This window comes from Rhodococcus sp. IEGM 1409 (assembly GCF_030056735.1).
In the GTDB taxonomy this organism is placed as follows: Bacteria; Actinomycetota; Actinomycetes; order Mycobacteriales; family Mycobacteriaceae; genus Rhodococcus_F.
In genome coordinates, this window is record NZ_JASHKN010000004.1 from 91,412 (window position 1) to 104,958 (window position 13,547).

At 62.5% G+C, this 13,547-nt stretch carries 17 protein-coding genes; 11 read left to right on the forward strand and 6 right to left on the reverse strand.

Annotated features, from left to right (window positions below; all coding sequences use genetic code 11):
- Positions 1–105: 105 nt before the first annotated feature.
- The gene (locus QM716_RS13185) at positions 106–582 is read right to left on the reverse strand and encodes a RidA family protein (protein ID WP_283304549.1); all 477 of its coding nucleotides are present in this window, start codon (positions 580–582) and stop codon (positions 106–108) included.
- Positions 583–745: 163 nt separating this feature from the next.
- On the opposite strand from QM716_RS13185, the gene QM716_RS13190 reads away from it, so the two are divergent.
- From QM716_RS13190 to QM716_RS13200, 3 genes are all read left to right on the forward strand, one after another.
- Entirely contained in the window at positions 746–1,168 is a 423-nt protein-coding gene (locus tag QM716_RS13190) for an NUDIX domain-containing protein (protein WP_283304550.1), read from the forward strand.
- 129 nt (positions 1,169–1,297) lie between these two features.
- Complete coding sequence (locus QM716_RS13195) at positions 1,298–2,824, forward strand: HNH endonuclease signature motif containing protein (RefSeq protein WP_283304551.1); 1,527 nt, start codon at positions 1,298–1,300, stop codon at positions 2,822–2,824.
- 129 nt (positions 2,825–2,953) lie between these two features.
- The gene (locus tag QM716_RS13200) at positions 2,954–3,775 is read left to right on the forward strand and encodes an acyl-CoA thioesterase (protein WP_019748291.1); all 822 of its coding nucleotides are present in this window, start codon (positions 2,954–2,956) and stop codon (positions 3,773–3,775) included.
- Positions 3,776–3,825: 50 nt separating this feature from the next.
- On the opposite strand, the gene QM716_RS13205 is transcribed toward QM716_RS13200, so the two are convergent.
- Positions 3,826–4,491, reverse strand: coding sequence for a nucleoside/nucleotide kinase family protein (locus QM716_RS13205; protein WP_283304552.1), 666 nt, complete (start codon positions 4,489–4,491; stop codon positions 3,826–3,828).
- 50 nt (positions 4,492–4,541) lie between these two features.
- On the opposite strand from QM716_RS13205, the gene tesB reads away from it, so the two are divergent.
- Positions 4,542–5,411 (forward strand): acyl-CoA thioesterase II, encoded by an 870-nt coding sequence (gene tesB / locus QM716_RS13210; RefSeq protein WP_283304553.1) that lies wholly within the window; start codon positions 4,542–4,544, stop codon positions 5,409–5,411.
- Entirely contained in the window at positions 5,411–6,016 is a 606-nt protein-coding gene (gene pdxT / locus QM716_RS13215; protein ID WP_283304554.1) for a pyridoxal 5'-phosphate synthase glutaminase subunit PdxT, read from the forward strand. The genes tesB and pdxT overlap by 1 nt, the downstream gene beginning before the upstream one ends.
- 24 nt (positions 6,017–6,040) lie before the next feature.
- Here pdxT and QM716_RS13220 read toward each other — a convergent pair whose 3' ends face one another.
- Entirely contained in the window at positions 6,041–6,718 is a 678-nt protein-coding gene (locus QM716_RS13220) for a response regulator (RefSeq protein ID WP_283304555.1), read from the reverse strand.
- Complete coding sequence (locus QM716_RS13225) at positions 6,673–7,887, reverse strand: sensor histidine kinase (protein ID WP_283304556.1); 1,215 nt, start codon at positions 7,885–7,887, stop codon at positions 6,673–6,675. The genes QM716_RS13220 and QM716_RS13225 overlap by 46 nt, the downstream gene beginning before the upstream one ends.
- A gap of 111 nt (positions 7,888–7,998) precedes the next feature.
- Between QM716_RS13225 and QM716_RS13230 the strand changes: the two genes are divergently transcribed.
- A complete protein-coding gene (locus QM716_RS13230) occupies positions 7,999–8,199 on the forward strand; it encodes a hypothetical protein (protein WP_283304557.1) in 201 nt (66 codons plus the stop codon).
- A gap of 1 nt (position 8,200) precedes the next feature.
- Positions 8,201–8,911 (forward strand): GAP family protein, encoded by a 711-nt coding sequence (locus QM716_RS13235; protein ID WP_283304558.1) that lies wholly within the window; start codon positions 8,201–8,203, stop codon positions 8,909–8,911.
- Here the strand turns inward: QM716_RS13235 and QM716_RS13240 are convergent.
- Positions 8,899–9,819 carry a hypothetical protein gene (locus tag QM716_RS13240; RefSeq protein WP_283304559.1) on the reverse strand — a complete coding sequence of 307 codons (921 nt, stop codon included), beginning with the start codon at positions 9,817–9,819 and terminating at the stop codon, positions 8,899–8,901. The genes QM716_RS13235 and QM716_RS13240 overlap by 13 nt on opposite strands.
- Positions 9,816–10,172 carry a GntR family transcriptional regulator gene (locus tag QM716_RS13245; RefSeq protein ID WP_003943322.1) on the reverse strand — a complete coding sequence of 119 codons (357 nt, stop codon included), beginning with the start codon at positions 10,170–10,172 and terminating at the stop codon, positions 9,816–9,818. Before QM716_RS13245 ends, QM716_RS13240 begins: the two co-directional genes overlap by 4 nt.
- Before the next feature lie 145 nt (positions 10,173–10,317).
- Between QM716_RS13245 and QM716_RS13250 the strand changes: the two genes are divergently transcribed.
- The 4 genes from QM716_RS13250 to ruvB all read left to right on the forward strand — a co-directional run bounded on the left by QM716_RS13250 (position 10,318) and on the right by ruvB (position 13,455).
- Positions 10,318–11,070, forward strand: coding sequence for a YebC/PmpR family DNA-binding transcriptional regulator (locus tag QM716_RS13250; RefSeq protein ID WP_230817251.1), 753 nt, complete (start codon positions 10,318–10,320; stop codon positions 11,068–11,070).
- Positions 11,071–11,195: 125 nt separating this feature from the next.
- Positions 11,196–11,765 (forward strand): crossover junction endodeoxyribonuclease RuvC, encoded by a 570-nt coding sequence (ruvC, locus tag QM716_RS13255; RefSeq protein WP_243617247.1) that lies wholly within the window; start codon positions 11,196–11,198, stop codon positions 11,763–11,765.
- A complete protein-coding gene (gene ruvA / locus QM716_RS13260; protein ID WP_283304560.1) occupies positions 11,762–12,361 on the forward strand; it encodes a Holliday junction branch migration protein RuvA in 600 nt (199 codons plus the stop codon). The genes ruvC and ruvA overlap by 4 nt, the downstream gene beginning before the upstream one ends.
- Positions 12,358–13,455, forward strand: a complete 1,098-nt coding sequence (ruvB, locus tag QM716_RS13265) for a Holliday junction branch migration DNA helicase RuvB (protein WP_283304561.1) — start codon at positions 12,358–12,360, stop codon at positions 13,453–13,455. Before ruvA ends, ruvB begins: the two co-directional genes overlap by 4 nt.
- Positions 13,456–13,547 lie beyond the last annotated feature (92 nt).

Here is a 13,547-nt window from a genome sequence, read left to right on the forward strand (position 1 = left end):
GGGGTCGCCGCGGGCCCAGCCGGCGTGATGTTCGCCCCAGCCGCGGGGGGGGGGGGGTCCCCCCCCCCCCCCCCCGCCCCTTCGTCGTGTGTGGGGGGCAGACCGTCAGATGCTTTCGGAGACCTCGAACACGAATTCCACCTCGACGGCACTGTTTCGGGGGAGTTCGGCCACGCCGATCGCAGAGCGGGCGTGTTGTCCTGCCGTACCGAAGATCTCGGCCAGCAGGTCGGACGCACCGTTGATCACCTGGGGTTGCTGTGAGAATCCGGATCCGGAAGCAACAAATCCAACGACCTTGACGACACGAACGATGCGGTCGAGCCCGACCAAGTCGTCGACGGCCGCGAGTCCGTTGAGCGTGCACAACCGCGCCGCCTGGGCGGCGTCTTCGACGGAGACACCTTCGCCTAACTTGCCGATGCACGTCGTGGCGCCGTCGACGAGCGGCAATTGTCCCGACGTGTAGACGTGTGCCCCCGTCTGAACGGCGGGGAGGTAGGAGCCGGCGGGGGAAGCGACCGGCGGAAGCGTCAGATCGAGTGCGGCGAGTCGTGCGGTCCAGGTACTGGCGTCGTTCATCGAGTTCCTCAATGGATTCTTTTGTCTGGGAATGATGTTCGAGTCTGTCATCGGGAGTCTCGGCAAGTCCAAGTCGTATTTGCGCCCACCCCATCACTTTTGGTGATACTCACTGTCGTCGGATCTAAAATGGTGTTCGAATCGGCCACCTAAACTGTGTCGTATGTCGTCAATTCGCAACATCTCACTGGGGCTACCTGTCCGTTCCGGTCACGTACTCATGCTCGACGGCACGGACTCTGTCACGGGGGAGAAGTTCCATCGATTGATCGGTGGCGGTATCGAGTTCGGTGAGACGGCCGAGGCAGCGCTGCGACGCGAGTTCGCGGAGGAACTAGGCGTCACGTTGGGAAGCGTCGAGTTGCTCGAGGTCGTCGAGAATATCTTCGAGTTCGAGGGGCGACTTGGGCATGAGATTGTCCATGTCTTTGCAGTCGACTCAGCTGACATCGATGCGTTTCCGCTCGACGTCCAACTCCGAGTCCTCGACGAAGGTAGTCCGGTCCATTGGGTATTGACGGGTAGGTCCGACCGCCCCATCTACCCGGCCGAAGTCTCCCGCATTATCAACGCTCTGGTTCAGTAGGGGAATCCGTCGCTGGAACAAGAGTGGCCGCAAGGGTTGCTCCGCAAAAATGTTCGGTCAAACGGGATTCTTCGGACTGATTTCTGGAAACTGTAGAGGTTCGAACATAGTTTCGAATATTGTGGAGGAATGTTCGATGACGGAGTGGGAAGTTCGAGTGCCGCAGCGCAGCTGTTCGGTGCTGAATCCGACTGCGCCCTCATCGATCTCATTGCCGAACTGCATGCGCGCGAGTCGATGCTCGTGGAACGGAAACTTGCTGCCATTGCCGAGTTTTTCGAGCGTCGCAGCGCTGAACACTCCGATGCCGGCGCGTGGTCGTCCACCGCGCACGAACTAGCTGAGGCCGAGCTCGGCGCAGCGTTGACCATGGGCCGTGCCGCGGCGGGAAAGTTGATCGGCCTCGGCTTTTCGCTGAAGACTCGACTCCACCGCACGCGTGCCGCTATGGCACGCGGAGAACTGGATTTGTATCGAGTCGGATTGATCGACTCCGCTACAGCCAACGTCGATGACGATCTGATAGACGAGGTGGAACGGCAACTCCTCGAGAAGATTTCAGCACCACCGATACATGGCGGTACCGGCTTGACCGGCCGCCGATTGACGGCGGTCATCGACCGAATCGTCGCCGTGGTGGATCCGGAGGGGATGCGGGAGCGTCGACGCCGCGCCCTGGCTGATCGGTTCGTAGGTGTGAGCGCTGCCGAAGACGGAATGGCGCGGATCTTGGGGAGTATTCCGGCGGAGGACGCACGGGCTTTCGACGGGCGGTTGCGGGAGTTGGCGATGTCGGTGTGCCGACACGATTCCCGTAAATACGAGCAGCGACGAGCCGACGCCTTGGGAGCGTTGGTAGCTGGGTCGACAATTCTGCCGTGCGATTGTGGCCGGGCCGACTGCCCACAAGACCGCAGCGGGATTGTTGTGGTGCGTCGGCCATTAGTGCACGTGGTCATGGTGGAATCCGCGCTCCAGGGCGGTGACTCACCAGGTACAGACGAACCCGCTCACCTCGACGGTTATGGAGTGATCAGTGCAGAGCATGCGCGTGACATCGCCGCGGGTGCGTTGATTCGAAAGGTGAAGGTACCAGCCGACGCGGCGCTCGAGTCTGCCGGTGAGGGCGAGCCAGTACCTTCGCCTGTAGTTCCTTCGCCTGTAGTTCCTTCGGCGCTGGTATACCGCCCGGGCGCTGTCCTCGACACATGGGTGAGGGTGATCTCGGGTAGCTGTCAGTGGCTGCACTGCGATGTCGCGGCATGGAATTCCGATCTCGATCACACCGAACCTTTCGATCATCGCGATCCAGCACGTGGTGGAAAGACCGTGACCTCCAACTTGAGTGCCTATTGTCGAAATCATCACCGCCTCAAGCATTCCGGTCAGTGGGTGCACACCTCGAATCCGGACCGGAGCGTTACGCTGACCTCGGCGACCGGACATTGTTACCGAACTCGGCCGTCAGGTCTGCTCGCAGGAATGCTCGAGCCTGTACTGCCCGAGGGCGGTCGGCGTCGACGTACACGTTTGGAGAACAAGGCGGCCCGCGTGCGGGGTGAACGCCGGCGCCAGCGGATACGGATGCACCTGCGGGTGAAGAAGAAGGTCCAGAGGAGGACCGTCGATCGAGGAGACGATCCACCGCCGTTCTGAATAGATGCGCCCCGTCGCTCAGTGTTTTCGGATGCCCAGTTTTCGGATGCCCACTTTGGTGGCCGGGGCTGCATCAGGCATTGTGTGAAGGTCAGTAGACGTCGGTACACGGGAAGATGTGGAGCATCGATGGCGAGGATCGAAGAAATTCTGGAGTTGGAACGCCTCGAGCGTGACATCTTTCGAGGAATCATCGCGGAAACCACCCTGACCCGCACTTTCGGCGGTCAGGTCGCCGGACAGGCATTGGTGTCGGCAGTACGAACGGTCGATCCGGCCTACTCAGTTCATTCGTTGCACGGATACTTCCTGCGTCCGGGCAATCCGATGGAACCGACCGTCTTTCTGGTGGATCGTGTTCGCGACGGACGATCGTTCGCGACTCGCCTGGTCACCGGAATCCAAGACGGACAAGCCATTTTCACTATGTCGGCATCCTTCCACGTCCAGGACGAAGGCATCGAGCACCAGGACGAGATGCCGCCCGTCCCTGACCCTGAAACGCTGGCCATCGCCCAGGATTCCGAAGACCCCGAGACCGCGTGGTTGGCTCGCGAGTGGTCCGACTGGGACCTGCGAATGGTGCCGAAGGCAGACATCAACAAACGTCCGGGCGCTGCCGCACAGCAGCAAGTATGGTTCCGTTCCCGCGAGGCTCTCCCGGACGACCCGGTATTTCACGTGTGCACGCTTGCGTACATGAGCGACATGACGCTGCTCGGATCTTCCCGAGGCCCTCACATGGACGTCGCCATGCAAAGCGCCTCGCTCGATCACGCCATGTGGTTCCTGCGGCCGTTCCGGGCCGACGAGTGGCTGTTGTACGACCAGACGTCGCCGTCAGCGGGCTTCGGTCGCGCATTGACGCAGGGACGAATCTTCGACAGCCGAGGAAATATGGTTGCTGCAGTCGTCCAGGAAGGCCTGACCAGGCTGTATCGCCCGAAGTGAGGTCGGCCGAAGTGAGGTCGCCCGAAGTGGAATCAATCGCAGCGAGTCCTTCACGGGCGAGAGCGCACCGCAGGCCGGGCCGGATGGTCGTATCTGATTTCGAAATCGACCTCCTCGGACACCGCTGAGCGGTGCTCGAGGAGTGCGTCGACTGTCCACAGATCCGCCTGCGGTGTGTGCCTCCGCATGGCAGCTTCGCTCATGTCCAGGCGGACGGTGACGTCGAACTCCAGTCCGCGCCCGAGCAACATCGGACCGACGATCACGATGACCGCGCGTTCGTGGACAGGGATACGGGTCGAGCGAGTCGAGCGATCAGTGGTTTCGTCCCAGAGTTTCGGCAAGAGCGTCCCTTTGATGCGGGCCGCGGTGATCACTTCACGATCGAGTGCCGGGTAGTCGAACCAGATGGTGCGGTAACTCAGCGCATCCTCGTGACCGAACTCGTATCGCAGCGACGCCGGCCGCACGTAGTCGTGCAGTGACACAACGGCACTCGGCCTGCTGTGCGACTCGACTGCAACCCCGACCAGTTCCGCGAGCCGCGACGGTTGCGCACAATCAGGTCCGTCGATCGCTACTACCACCACCGATGGAAATGATCCGCTCAGCGTTGCGATCTGCTCGGCAAGAGCGAGGGGAGTGGACGGGATGAATGTACTCACGCCCACCATGGTGCCGTGCCCGCTCGCCAAGGCGATATTGTGAACCGTCATCGCGCCCACTGCGGCGGTCTGTGTATGCGGTCAATGTTTCCGGAGGACTCATGGTTGGTATCGAGGAGATCCTCGCGCTCGAACACCTGGAGAAGGACATCTTCCGCGGTGCGGTCCACCCCACTGCACTTCAACGGACGTTCGGCGGGCAGGTTGCCGGGCAGTCGTTGGTTTCTGCCGTGAGCACCGTCGACGAGAGCTACCACGTGCATTCGTTGCACGGATACTTCCTGCGCCCGGGCAACCCGAAGATTCCGACGGTCTACCTGGTCGACCGGATTCGCGACGGGCGCTCGTTCTGCACGCGTCGGGTCAATGCAGTCCAGGATGGTAAGACGATCTTCACGATGTCGGCCTCGTTCCACGTCGACGACGACGGTATCGAGCACCAGGATCGGATGCCCTCCGTTCCGGCGCCGGAGGACTTGCCGGATGCGCAGACCGTTCCCGAGTTGGCGGAATCGCAGTTCTACCAGGAGTGGAAGAACTGGGACATTCGAATTGTGCCGGCCGAGCAGAGTGCGTCAGCGCCGGATCTGGCCGCCCAGCAGCGTGTATGGATGCGCTACCGCGAGGCTCTGCCGGATCGTCCGCTGCTGCACATCTGCACCCTCGCGTACCTCAGTGACATGACCCTGCTCGGAACTTCGAAAGTCCCACACCGGGGCGTGAAGACGCAAACTGCTTCGCTCGATCACGCGATGTGGTTCCTGCGGCCCTTCCGGGCCGACGAGTGGTTGCTCTACGACCAGACCTCACCGTCGGCAGGTTTCGGTCGCGCGCTCACTCAAGGGCGTATCTACGATCGCGATGGCAACATGGTGGCAGCGGTGGTTCAGGAGGGTTTGACGCGGCTGGAACGCGAACCCGACAGCCGTGAGAACAAGAACAGCCGTGAGAACAAGACAGGAACTGTGTGATGACTCGTCCGTTGATCGGTGTTCTCGCCCTCCAAGGTGATGTTCGCGAACACCTTGCCGCACTCGATGATTCGAGAGCGGACGCGGTCGGTGTCCGGCGACCCGAAGAACTCGACAAGGTCGACGGAATCGTGATCCCGGGTGGCGAATCCACTACCATGAGCCGGCTTCTGCAGGTTTTCGAGCTGCTGGACCCGCTTCGTGATCGTCTCCGCGGCGGGCTGCCGGCTTACGGTTCGTGTGCCGGCATGATTCTGCTCGCCAGCGAGGTACTCGACACCCGGCCGGACGCCGAGCATCTCGGCGCCATCGACATGACGGTGCGCCGCAACGCTTTCGGTCGTCAGGTCGATTCCTTCGAGTCCGACCTGGAGTTCGAGGGAATCATCGGTGATCCCATCCGCGCAGTATTCATCCGCGCACCGTGGGTCGAGCGGGTCGGTCCGGGCGTGGAGGTGCTCGCGCAGGTTCCCGCCGCGGCGGGGGAAGCTGCGGGGCGCATCGTCGCGGTTCGGCAGGGCTCGGTGATCGCCACTTCGTTCCATCCCGAGGTCACCGGCGACCGTCGAGTCCACGAGATGTTCGTCGATCTCGTGCGCGGCTAGGGCGATTGTTCACTTCGGCCGAACCTACAGTTCCAGTTGGCGGGCAAGGATCGCCGCCTGGACGCGTGAGGTGAGGTGCAGCTTCGACAGAACTCGCGACACATGCGACTTCACCGTCGGAGCACCGACACCGAGTTCGCGCGACAGTTCGGCGTTGGACAGACCCATACCCAGTAGAACGAGCACTTCGCGTTCGCGATCGGTGAGCTCGCTCAGGCCGAGCGGCTCGGCGAGCTTGGGAGCGCGCTGAACGAACTCGCCGATCAGTGCGCGGGCGGCTCGGGGAGCGAGCACTGCATCGCCGGCCGCGACATTGCGGATGGCGCTGCTCAGCTCGTCCGCTGTCGCAGTCTTGAGCAGGAAGCCCGACGCACCGGCCCGCAGAGCTGCGAAGACGTATTCGTCGAGGTCGAAGGTGGTCAACACGAGAACGCGGCTGCGGGTTGTACCGATGATCTGACGGGTCGCTTCGATGCCGTCGGTGCCCGGCATCCGGATGTCCATCAACACGACGTCGGGTTGATGTGTGCGAGTGACGGTGATCGCCGACGCTCCGTCTCCTGCTTCCGCAACTACATCGATGTCCTCGTGCTGTCGCAGAATCATCGCCAGCCCGGAGCGGATCGCGGCGTGGTCGTCGACCAGGGCGACGGTGATCACCGATCCGTTCCGTTCGGTGTGTGGACGGGTAGCTGCGCGCATACCTTCCATTCTCCGTCGACCGGAAGTGCGTCGAGTGAACCGCCCAGCAGCTCGGCACGATGACGCATGTTTGCAAGTCCGCGCGTTCTTGCCCGCGGACTGGATATGTCGGGACCGACGGGGTTTCGGATCTCGATCTGTAGTGCATTGTGCTGGAGAGAGAGCGACATCGAGATCGGCGCGCCAGGCGCATGCTTGAGTGCGTTGGTCAACGCCTCTTGCGCGATCCGATACGCCGTGTGATCGACGACGCTCGGCAGGTCGGCGGCATCGACGTCGATCGCTACGTCCACTGTGCTGCCGGCGGCCCGAGCTGCGTCCAGGACGACGGGCAACTCGGTCAACCGCGGGGGAGAGGAACGAGGATCAGGCGTCTCGCCGTCCCCGGCGTGGAGCAGTTCGATCATCGATCGCATCTCGGAAAGGCCCGCGAGACTGCTTGATCTGATCGCCCCGATCATCTCCCGCAAGCCATCGTCTGGTTCACCCCGTTCAGCGGAGAGCGCTGTGGTGGAGAGTGCAGCTTCGGAGTGGATTGCGATGGCGGAGAGGTGGCTTGCGATCACGTCGTGCAGATCCCGCGCCATGGTTGCCCGTTCGTGAGCGACCGCGGTCTCGCGGTCCAGAGCGGCGAGTGCTTCGTGAACTCTGGAACGCTCGCGTTCCGCCTCCGTCAGTTCGACTTGTCGACGGATGACCAGTGCCCACCACACGGGCGTTCCGAAGAACAGAGCGGTCACGACGCCCGCCCCAGCCGCAGCGCGGACGTCCCTGGTGGACAGGTAAACGAGTGCGGTGAGCGCGGCAACCGACACCGCGGTCAGAGAACACACCACCCGGCCCAACCGTGCCGTCCCGTACAGAACCGCAGCGTAGGTGAGATCCGAGAGGACCAGCCACATCGGCAGAGTCGGTCCCAGGGCGGCGTCGACCGCGACGATGACGGCCCCCGCCGCCAAGGCCGTTGCCGGACGCACCCGCCGGAACGAGTCGATCGCACAGAGCAGAGCCAGCATCCCGATCCGAACCCCGACGGGAACGTCGGCGACACCTCCGACATCGCTCCACATTTTGTACAGGCCGACGAGGTAGAGAACTACCCCGACCGCGAACAGGCCGATGGCGATGAGCGGATCGTTCCACTTGCCGACGCTCCGACTTCTGGTCACCACAGACTTATCAGAGCACATCGGGGCCCCTGACTTGTCATACCAAATGATGAGGTCGGCGTTGTTCCGACGGCTGATGTGCGGATCCGAGAGAGAAGACACGCTCGAGGTATGAAAATTCGTTTCGAGTTGATGATCGGCATTCTCCTCGTCGTCGGTGGCGCCGGTCTGTGGCTGTTCGCACGTGACGCCGAGTTCTTCTGGTTTCGCGGCGGACCGCTCGGCGTGATTCTGGCGATCATCGGTGCTTTCGACATCGTGAACGCAGTCCGGACGAGAGGCACGGTGACACCCGAACGGCGACACGACTGACGTGGAACTCGTCCTTCTCACGACCCTGGGCGGCCTCGCCCTGTTGGACAGTACGAGCATCGGAACATTGGTCGTCCCGGTGTGGATGTTGTTGACACCGGGACGGCCGCAGGTTCGCAGGCTGCTGATCTACCTGGTAGTCATCACGACGTTCTATTTTGTTGTCGGGGTGACCGTCTGGGCGACGGCACGGGTAGGCATGCCGGTTGTCGCCCCGCTTCTCGACACTCCGGCAGCCCGCGGGGCGCAGTTGATTCTCGGTATCGCGTTGTTCGCGTTGAGTTTTCGATTCGACTCCGAGAAGCGGCGCACATCCGGTCAGGCCGATCGAACGCAAGCCTGGCGGGAGCGGGTACTCGATTCGAGTCGTTCGGCGAGAAGCGCCGTACTTCTGGCAATTGCAGCCGGAACCGCCGAATTGGTGACGATGCTGCCCTACTTGGCGGCGATCGCGATGATCACAGCTGCTGGGCTGTCCCCAGTAATGTCTGCGTCGATACTTGCCGGTTACTGCCTGATCATGGTCGCGCCGGCAGTCCTTCTTCTGTGCGGTCGGGTCGTGGCCGGGAACCGCCTGGACAAGCCGCTGCGCCAGGTGGACTCGTTGATGTCTCGCTACGGCGACAGTGCGATCGGATGGGTGTTCGGCATTGCCGGCTTCTACCTCGCCGGCAATGCCGCTGCCGTGTTGTTCGTGAATCAGCCAGCTTGAACCAACGAATTGATCAGCTTCACACCGTCTTCCGGGTGATCAACGGTCACGGCGAACAGTCGTCCGTTCTCGAGAGTGACCACGATCGCCTCACCCGAGCGGAGTGTGACGGCTGTTCCGCGCGGTGTGATCCGGTAACCCCATCCTCCCCATTCGGCCGGACGTATCGAATCGACTGATGCGGACTTCACCTTCGAGATGGGGATTTTCTTCCATCGAACGCCCCAGGAACTGATGCCGAGACCGTGACGGTCGACGCGCACGGTGACCGAAGCGAAAGCCGTGATGGCGAGGGTGGAGACACCCAGGATCACGGCAACCCACCAGTCCGAGTACGCGGCAGTGGCGATCAAGAGAACTACGAGGCAGGCGGTGAGGATCCACGGCCAGATGCTGCGGACCTGCCCGACCCACACTGCACGTTCGGAGGCCGCGAGCGGCGTGTCCAGCGTCGGGGTCGGCAGTGGTGACTCAGGGTCGTCTCGTTGCTGGTCGGGCAGTGTATACGCCAGAACTCCGACGAGTACCGCCGCGATCGGCGCAAGAATCCACCAACCGATACGAGCGTCTTCCGGGGCTCCGGCATCGATCGTGAGGGCAACGCTCAGAATCCAGATCGTTGCCAACGTCGCACTCGCGATCGAGGTGACGGCCAGAAACAGGGGCGCGTCAGCGCTCGAACGGGCCGCAACAACACACGCGAAAACGACTGCCACCAGTGAAAGCGCCAGTGCTATGGCGAAGAACGTCGACGTGGTGCTGAACCCGTCCGGGGTCGATCCGGACCAATGGCTGGCGACGGTCTCGGGTAGCCGGTCGCCCCACGCGAAGCGCGCGAGAACCAGGATCAGGGTCGGGATCAGAGTCAGCGAGGCTGCTGTCCAGAGTCGGATCTTGCTGGTCGTCATTGTGTGCTGGTCTCCTTGATGAGGTCGAGCATGTGCGCGGTGTCGAGTCCCAGATTTCGGGCCTGCCGAACGAATTCACGTGCAGATTCGTTGAGAGCCGTTCTTCCCGAGTCGAATTCGGCGCGAATGACAGCGCCACGTCCGCGTCGGAGGTCGATCAGGCCTTCGTCGCGGAGTGTTGCGTACGCACGAAGAACCGTATGGAGATTGACGTCGATCGACTCGGCGAGAGCGCGAGCGGACGGTAGTCGATCGCCCGGGCCGATTTCGCCGCGGATGACCGAGCCACGAACCCCGGCGGCAATCTGTTCCGCGAGTGGAGTTGTGGAGGCGTGATCGATTCGCACCAACATGTTTGCATTCTATGCGAACAATGCAGTGTTTGGTCAATTCGTGTCGGGGGATGCAGCGAGTTGTGACGTGGGACGGGTAACATCGGCAGAGCTGAAAGACGCGCATTCGGCGTGCGCAACGCAGCAGGAAAGGGGCTTGAATCGCATGAGCGGCCACTCAAAATGGGCCACCACCAAGCACAAGAAGGCTGTGATCGACGCACGTCGTGGCAAATCCTTCGCGAAGCTGATCAAGAACATCGAGGTGGCGGCACGAACCGGCGGTGGCGATCCCACGGGCAACCCCACCTTGTTCGACGCCATCCAGAAGGCGAAGAAGACGTCAGTTCCCAATGACAACATCGAGCGTGCGCGCAAGCGCGGCGCCGGTGAAGAAGCGGGCGGCGCAGACTGGCAGACCATCATGTACGAGGGCTACGGACCCAACGGTGTCGCCGTTCTGATCGAGTGCCTGACGGACAACCGCAACCGCGCAGCCGGTGAAGTTCGCACCGCGATGACCCGCAACGGTGGCAACCTCGCTGACCCGGGTTCGGTCTCCTACCTGTTCGCTCGCAAGGGCGTCGTCACGCTGGAGAAGAACGGCCAGTCAGAGGATGACGTCCTGATGGCTGTGCTCGACGCCGGCGCCGAAGAGGTCACCGATCTCGGTGAAACCTTCGAAATCGTCAGTGAGCCACAGGATCTGGTTGCAGTGCGTTCCGCACTGCAGGAAGCCGGCATCGACTACGACTCGGCCGAAGCCGATTTCCGCGCTTCCGTCGAGGTTCCCCTGGATGTCGACGGTGCACGCAAGATCTTCAAGCTCGTCGATGCACTCGAAGACTCGGACGACGTGCAGAACGTCTACACCAACATCGATCTGTCCGACGAGGTTCTTGCGGCCCTCGAAGACTGATTGCCTTTCAACGCAACCCGGCCCTGACGTCCTCGTCACGGCCGGGTTGCGTGTTGATGCGGGGCAGTGGTCCCGCGCACCGCTAAGCTATCGAACAGCTGTTCGGTATGGAGAGGTGTGACAAAGTGCGCGTGCTCGGAGTGGACCCAGGCTTGACTCGCTGCGGGTTGGGTGTGGTCGACGGGAGCAACGGCAGGAAAGTGCGCCCCATTGCTGTCGACGTGGTGCGGACCCCGGCAGAGATGGACCTCGGTTCTCGGCTCCTACGGATTTCCGATGCGGCTGAACTGTGGATCGAGCAGTACAAGCCGGAGGTGGTTGCGATCGAGCGTGTGTTCGCGCAGCACAACGTCAGTACGGCGATGGGGACGGCGCAAGCAGGCGGAGTTGTGGCGCTCGCTGCCGCCAGACGCGGCATCCCGGTGTGTTTCCATACTCCCAGTGAGGTGAAGGCCGCCGTCACCGGTAGCGGTAACGCCGACAAGGCGCAGGTCACCGCGATGGTGACTCGAATCCTGAATCTGAAGACGGCGCCGAAACCGGCCGACGCCGCTGACGCTCTGGCGCTGGCGATCTGTCACTGCTGGCGAGCGCCCATGATCGAGCGAATGGCCCGCGCCGAGGCGATGGCCGCCGAACAAATGCGTAAGTATCAGGCAAAATTGGCCGAGATGAAGAAGGCAGGTTCACGATGATCGCGTCGGTACGCGGCGAGGTACTCGATATTGCGCTCGACCATGCGGTCATCGAAGCGTCGGGTGTCGGCTATCGGGTCAATGCCACCCCGGTGACTCTCGGTGCGCTCCATCGCGGAAGCGAAGCGCGCCTGTTCACGACGATGATCGTTCGCGAAGATTCGATGACGCTCTACGGTTTTTCCGATACCGAGTCGAAGGACCTGTTCAGCCTCTTGCAGACGGTCTCGGGAGTCGGGCCGCGCCTGGCGATGGCAACTCTCGCAGTTCTCGAACCCGACGCATTACGGCGTGCACTTTCGGAAGGCAACCTGACGGCGTTGACGAGGGTCCCCGGCATCGGCAAACGCGGTGCTGAGCGCATGGTCGTCGAACTGCGCGACAAGGTCGACGCGGTCGCGACGACGGCTGGCACGGCCTCCGGTGTCGTCGCCGGCAGTTCGATCCGCGATCAGATCGTCGAAGCTCTCGAAGGTTTGGGTTTCCCGATCAAGCAGGCCGAGCAGGCCACGGATTCGGTTCTGGCGGAATCGCCCGAGGCCACTACGTCGGTAGCACTGCGTTCTGCCCTGTCGCTGCTCGGTAAGACTCGATGAACTTCGATCCGATCGACGATTTTGACGAGGAATCGCAGGTCTCTGCCGAATTGGTGGCGGGAGACGGCGACGTCGAAGCGAGTTTGCGCCCCAAGAGTCTCGACGACTTCATCGGGCAACCTCGAGTCCGCGAGCAATTGCAGCTCGTGCTCACCGGAGCAAAACTTCGCGGCAGCACGCCTGACCACATTCTGATGTCCGGTCCGCCCGGACTCGGTAAGACGTCGATGGCGATGATCATCGCGGGGGAGTTGGGCTCCTCCCTGCGGCTGACGTCCGGGCCGGCGCTCGAACGCGCCGGGGACTTGGCGGCGATGCTGAGCAATCTCGTCGAGGGCGACGTGTTGTTCATCGACGAGATTCACCGAATCGCTCGTCCGGCCGAGGAGATGTTGTACCTGGCGATGGAGGACTTCCGCGTCGACGTCGTCGTCGGAAAGGGGCCCGGTGCCACGTCGATTCCTCTGGAGGTCGCACCATTTACGTTGGTCGGTGCGACAACCCGATCCGGTGCCCTTACCGGTCCATTGCGCGACCGCTTCGGGTTCACCGCTCACATGGACTTCTACGAACCCGAAGAGCTGCAACAGATTCTGATGCGCTCGGCGGGAATTCTGGGAGTCAATCTCGAAGTTGACGCCGGCGCCGAAATCGCGAGACGCTCGAGGGGGACGCCGCGTATCGCGAACCGATTGCTGCGACGGGTTCGTGACTTCGCGGAGGTTCGTGCCGACGGAATCGTCACCATGGACGTCGCTCAGGCCGCCTTGGCTGTCTACGACGTGGACCAATTGGGCTTGGACCGTCTCGACCGATCCGTCCTGAGTGCGTTGGTGCGTTCGTTCGGCGGCGGGCCCGTCGGCGTGTCGACGCTTGCCGTGGCCGTGGGCGAGGAACCGTCGACGGTGGAAGAAGTGTGTGAGCCGTTCCTGGTCCGTGCCGGGATGATCGCCCGGACGCCGCGAGGTCGTGTGGCCACCGCCGCTGCCTGGACTCAACTCGGAATGACGCCACCGCCGGATGCCGCCGCGGGTGGGATCGAGGTTCGAGTCAACGAACCGCAAGCCACGTTGTTCGATCCGAACGGAGCGTGAATTTCGACCGGAAAGGCCGCATTTGTCGGCCGATCTGTCAGGAATCCTCAGCAACTAATGGCACACTGGTGTATTGCGTAGGTCCATCCGGG

Bases quoted from the DNA above. Each gene is read 5' to 3' on its own strand.
- QM716_RS13185 (WP_283304549.1), bottom strand. From the start codon at position 582: ATGAACGACGCCAGTACCTGGACCGCACGACTCGCCGCACTCGATCTG.
- QM716_RS13190 (WP_283304550.1), top strand. From the start codon at position 746: ATGTCGTCAATTCGCAACATCTCACTGGGGCTACCTGTCCGTTCCGGT.
- QM716_RS13195 (WP_283304551.1), top strand. From the start codon at position 1,298: ATGTTCGATGACGGAGTGGGAAGTTCGAGTGCCGCAGCGCAGCTGTTC.
- QM716_RS13200 (WP_019748291.1), top strand. From the start codon at position 2,954: ATGGCGAGGATCGAAGAAATTCTGGAGTTGGAACGCCTCGAGCGTGAC.
- QM716_RS13205 (WP_283304552.1), bottom strand. From the start codon at position 4,491: ATGACGGTTCACAATATCGCCTTGGCGAGCGGGCACGGCACCATGGTG.
- tesB (WP_283304553.1), top strand. From the start codon at position 4,542: ATGGTTGGTATCGAGGAGATCCTCGCGCTCGAACACCTGGAGAAGGAC.
- pdxT (WP_283304554.1), top strand. From the start codon at position 5,411: ATGACTCGTCCGTTGATCGGTGTTCTCGCCCTCCAAGGTGATGTTCGC.
- QM716_RS13220 (WP_283304555.1), bottom strand. From the start codon at position 6,718: ATGCGCGCAGCTACCCGTCCACACACCGAACGGAACGGATCGGTGATC.
- QM716_RS13230 (WP_283304557.1), top strand. From the start codon at position 7,999: ATGAAAATTCGTTTCGAGTTGATGATCGGCATTCTCCTCGTCGTCGGT.
- QM716_RS13240 (WP_283304559.1), bottom strand. From the start codon at position 9,819: ATGACGACCAGCAAGATCCGACTCTGGACAGCAGCCTCGCTGACTCTG.
- QM716_RS13245 (WP_003943322.1), bottom strand. From the start codon at position 10,172: ATGTTGGTGCGAATCGATCACGCCTCCACAACTCCACTCGCGGAACAG.
- QM716_RS13250 (WP_230817251.1), top strand. From the start codon at position 10,318: ATGAGCGGCCACTCAAAATGGGCCACCACCAAGCACAAGAAGGCTGTG.
- ruvA (WP_283304560.1), top strand. From the start codon at position 11,762: ATGATCGCGTCGGTACGCGGCGAGGTACTCGATATTGCGCTCGACCAT.
- ruvB (WP_283304561.1), top strand. From the start codon at position 12,358: ATGAACTTCGATCCGATCGACGATTTTGACGAGGAATCGCAGGTCTCT.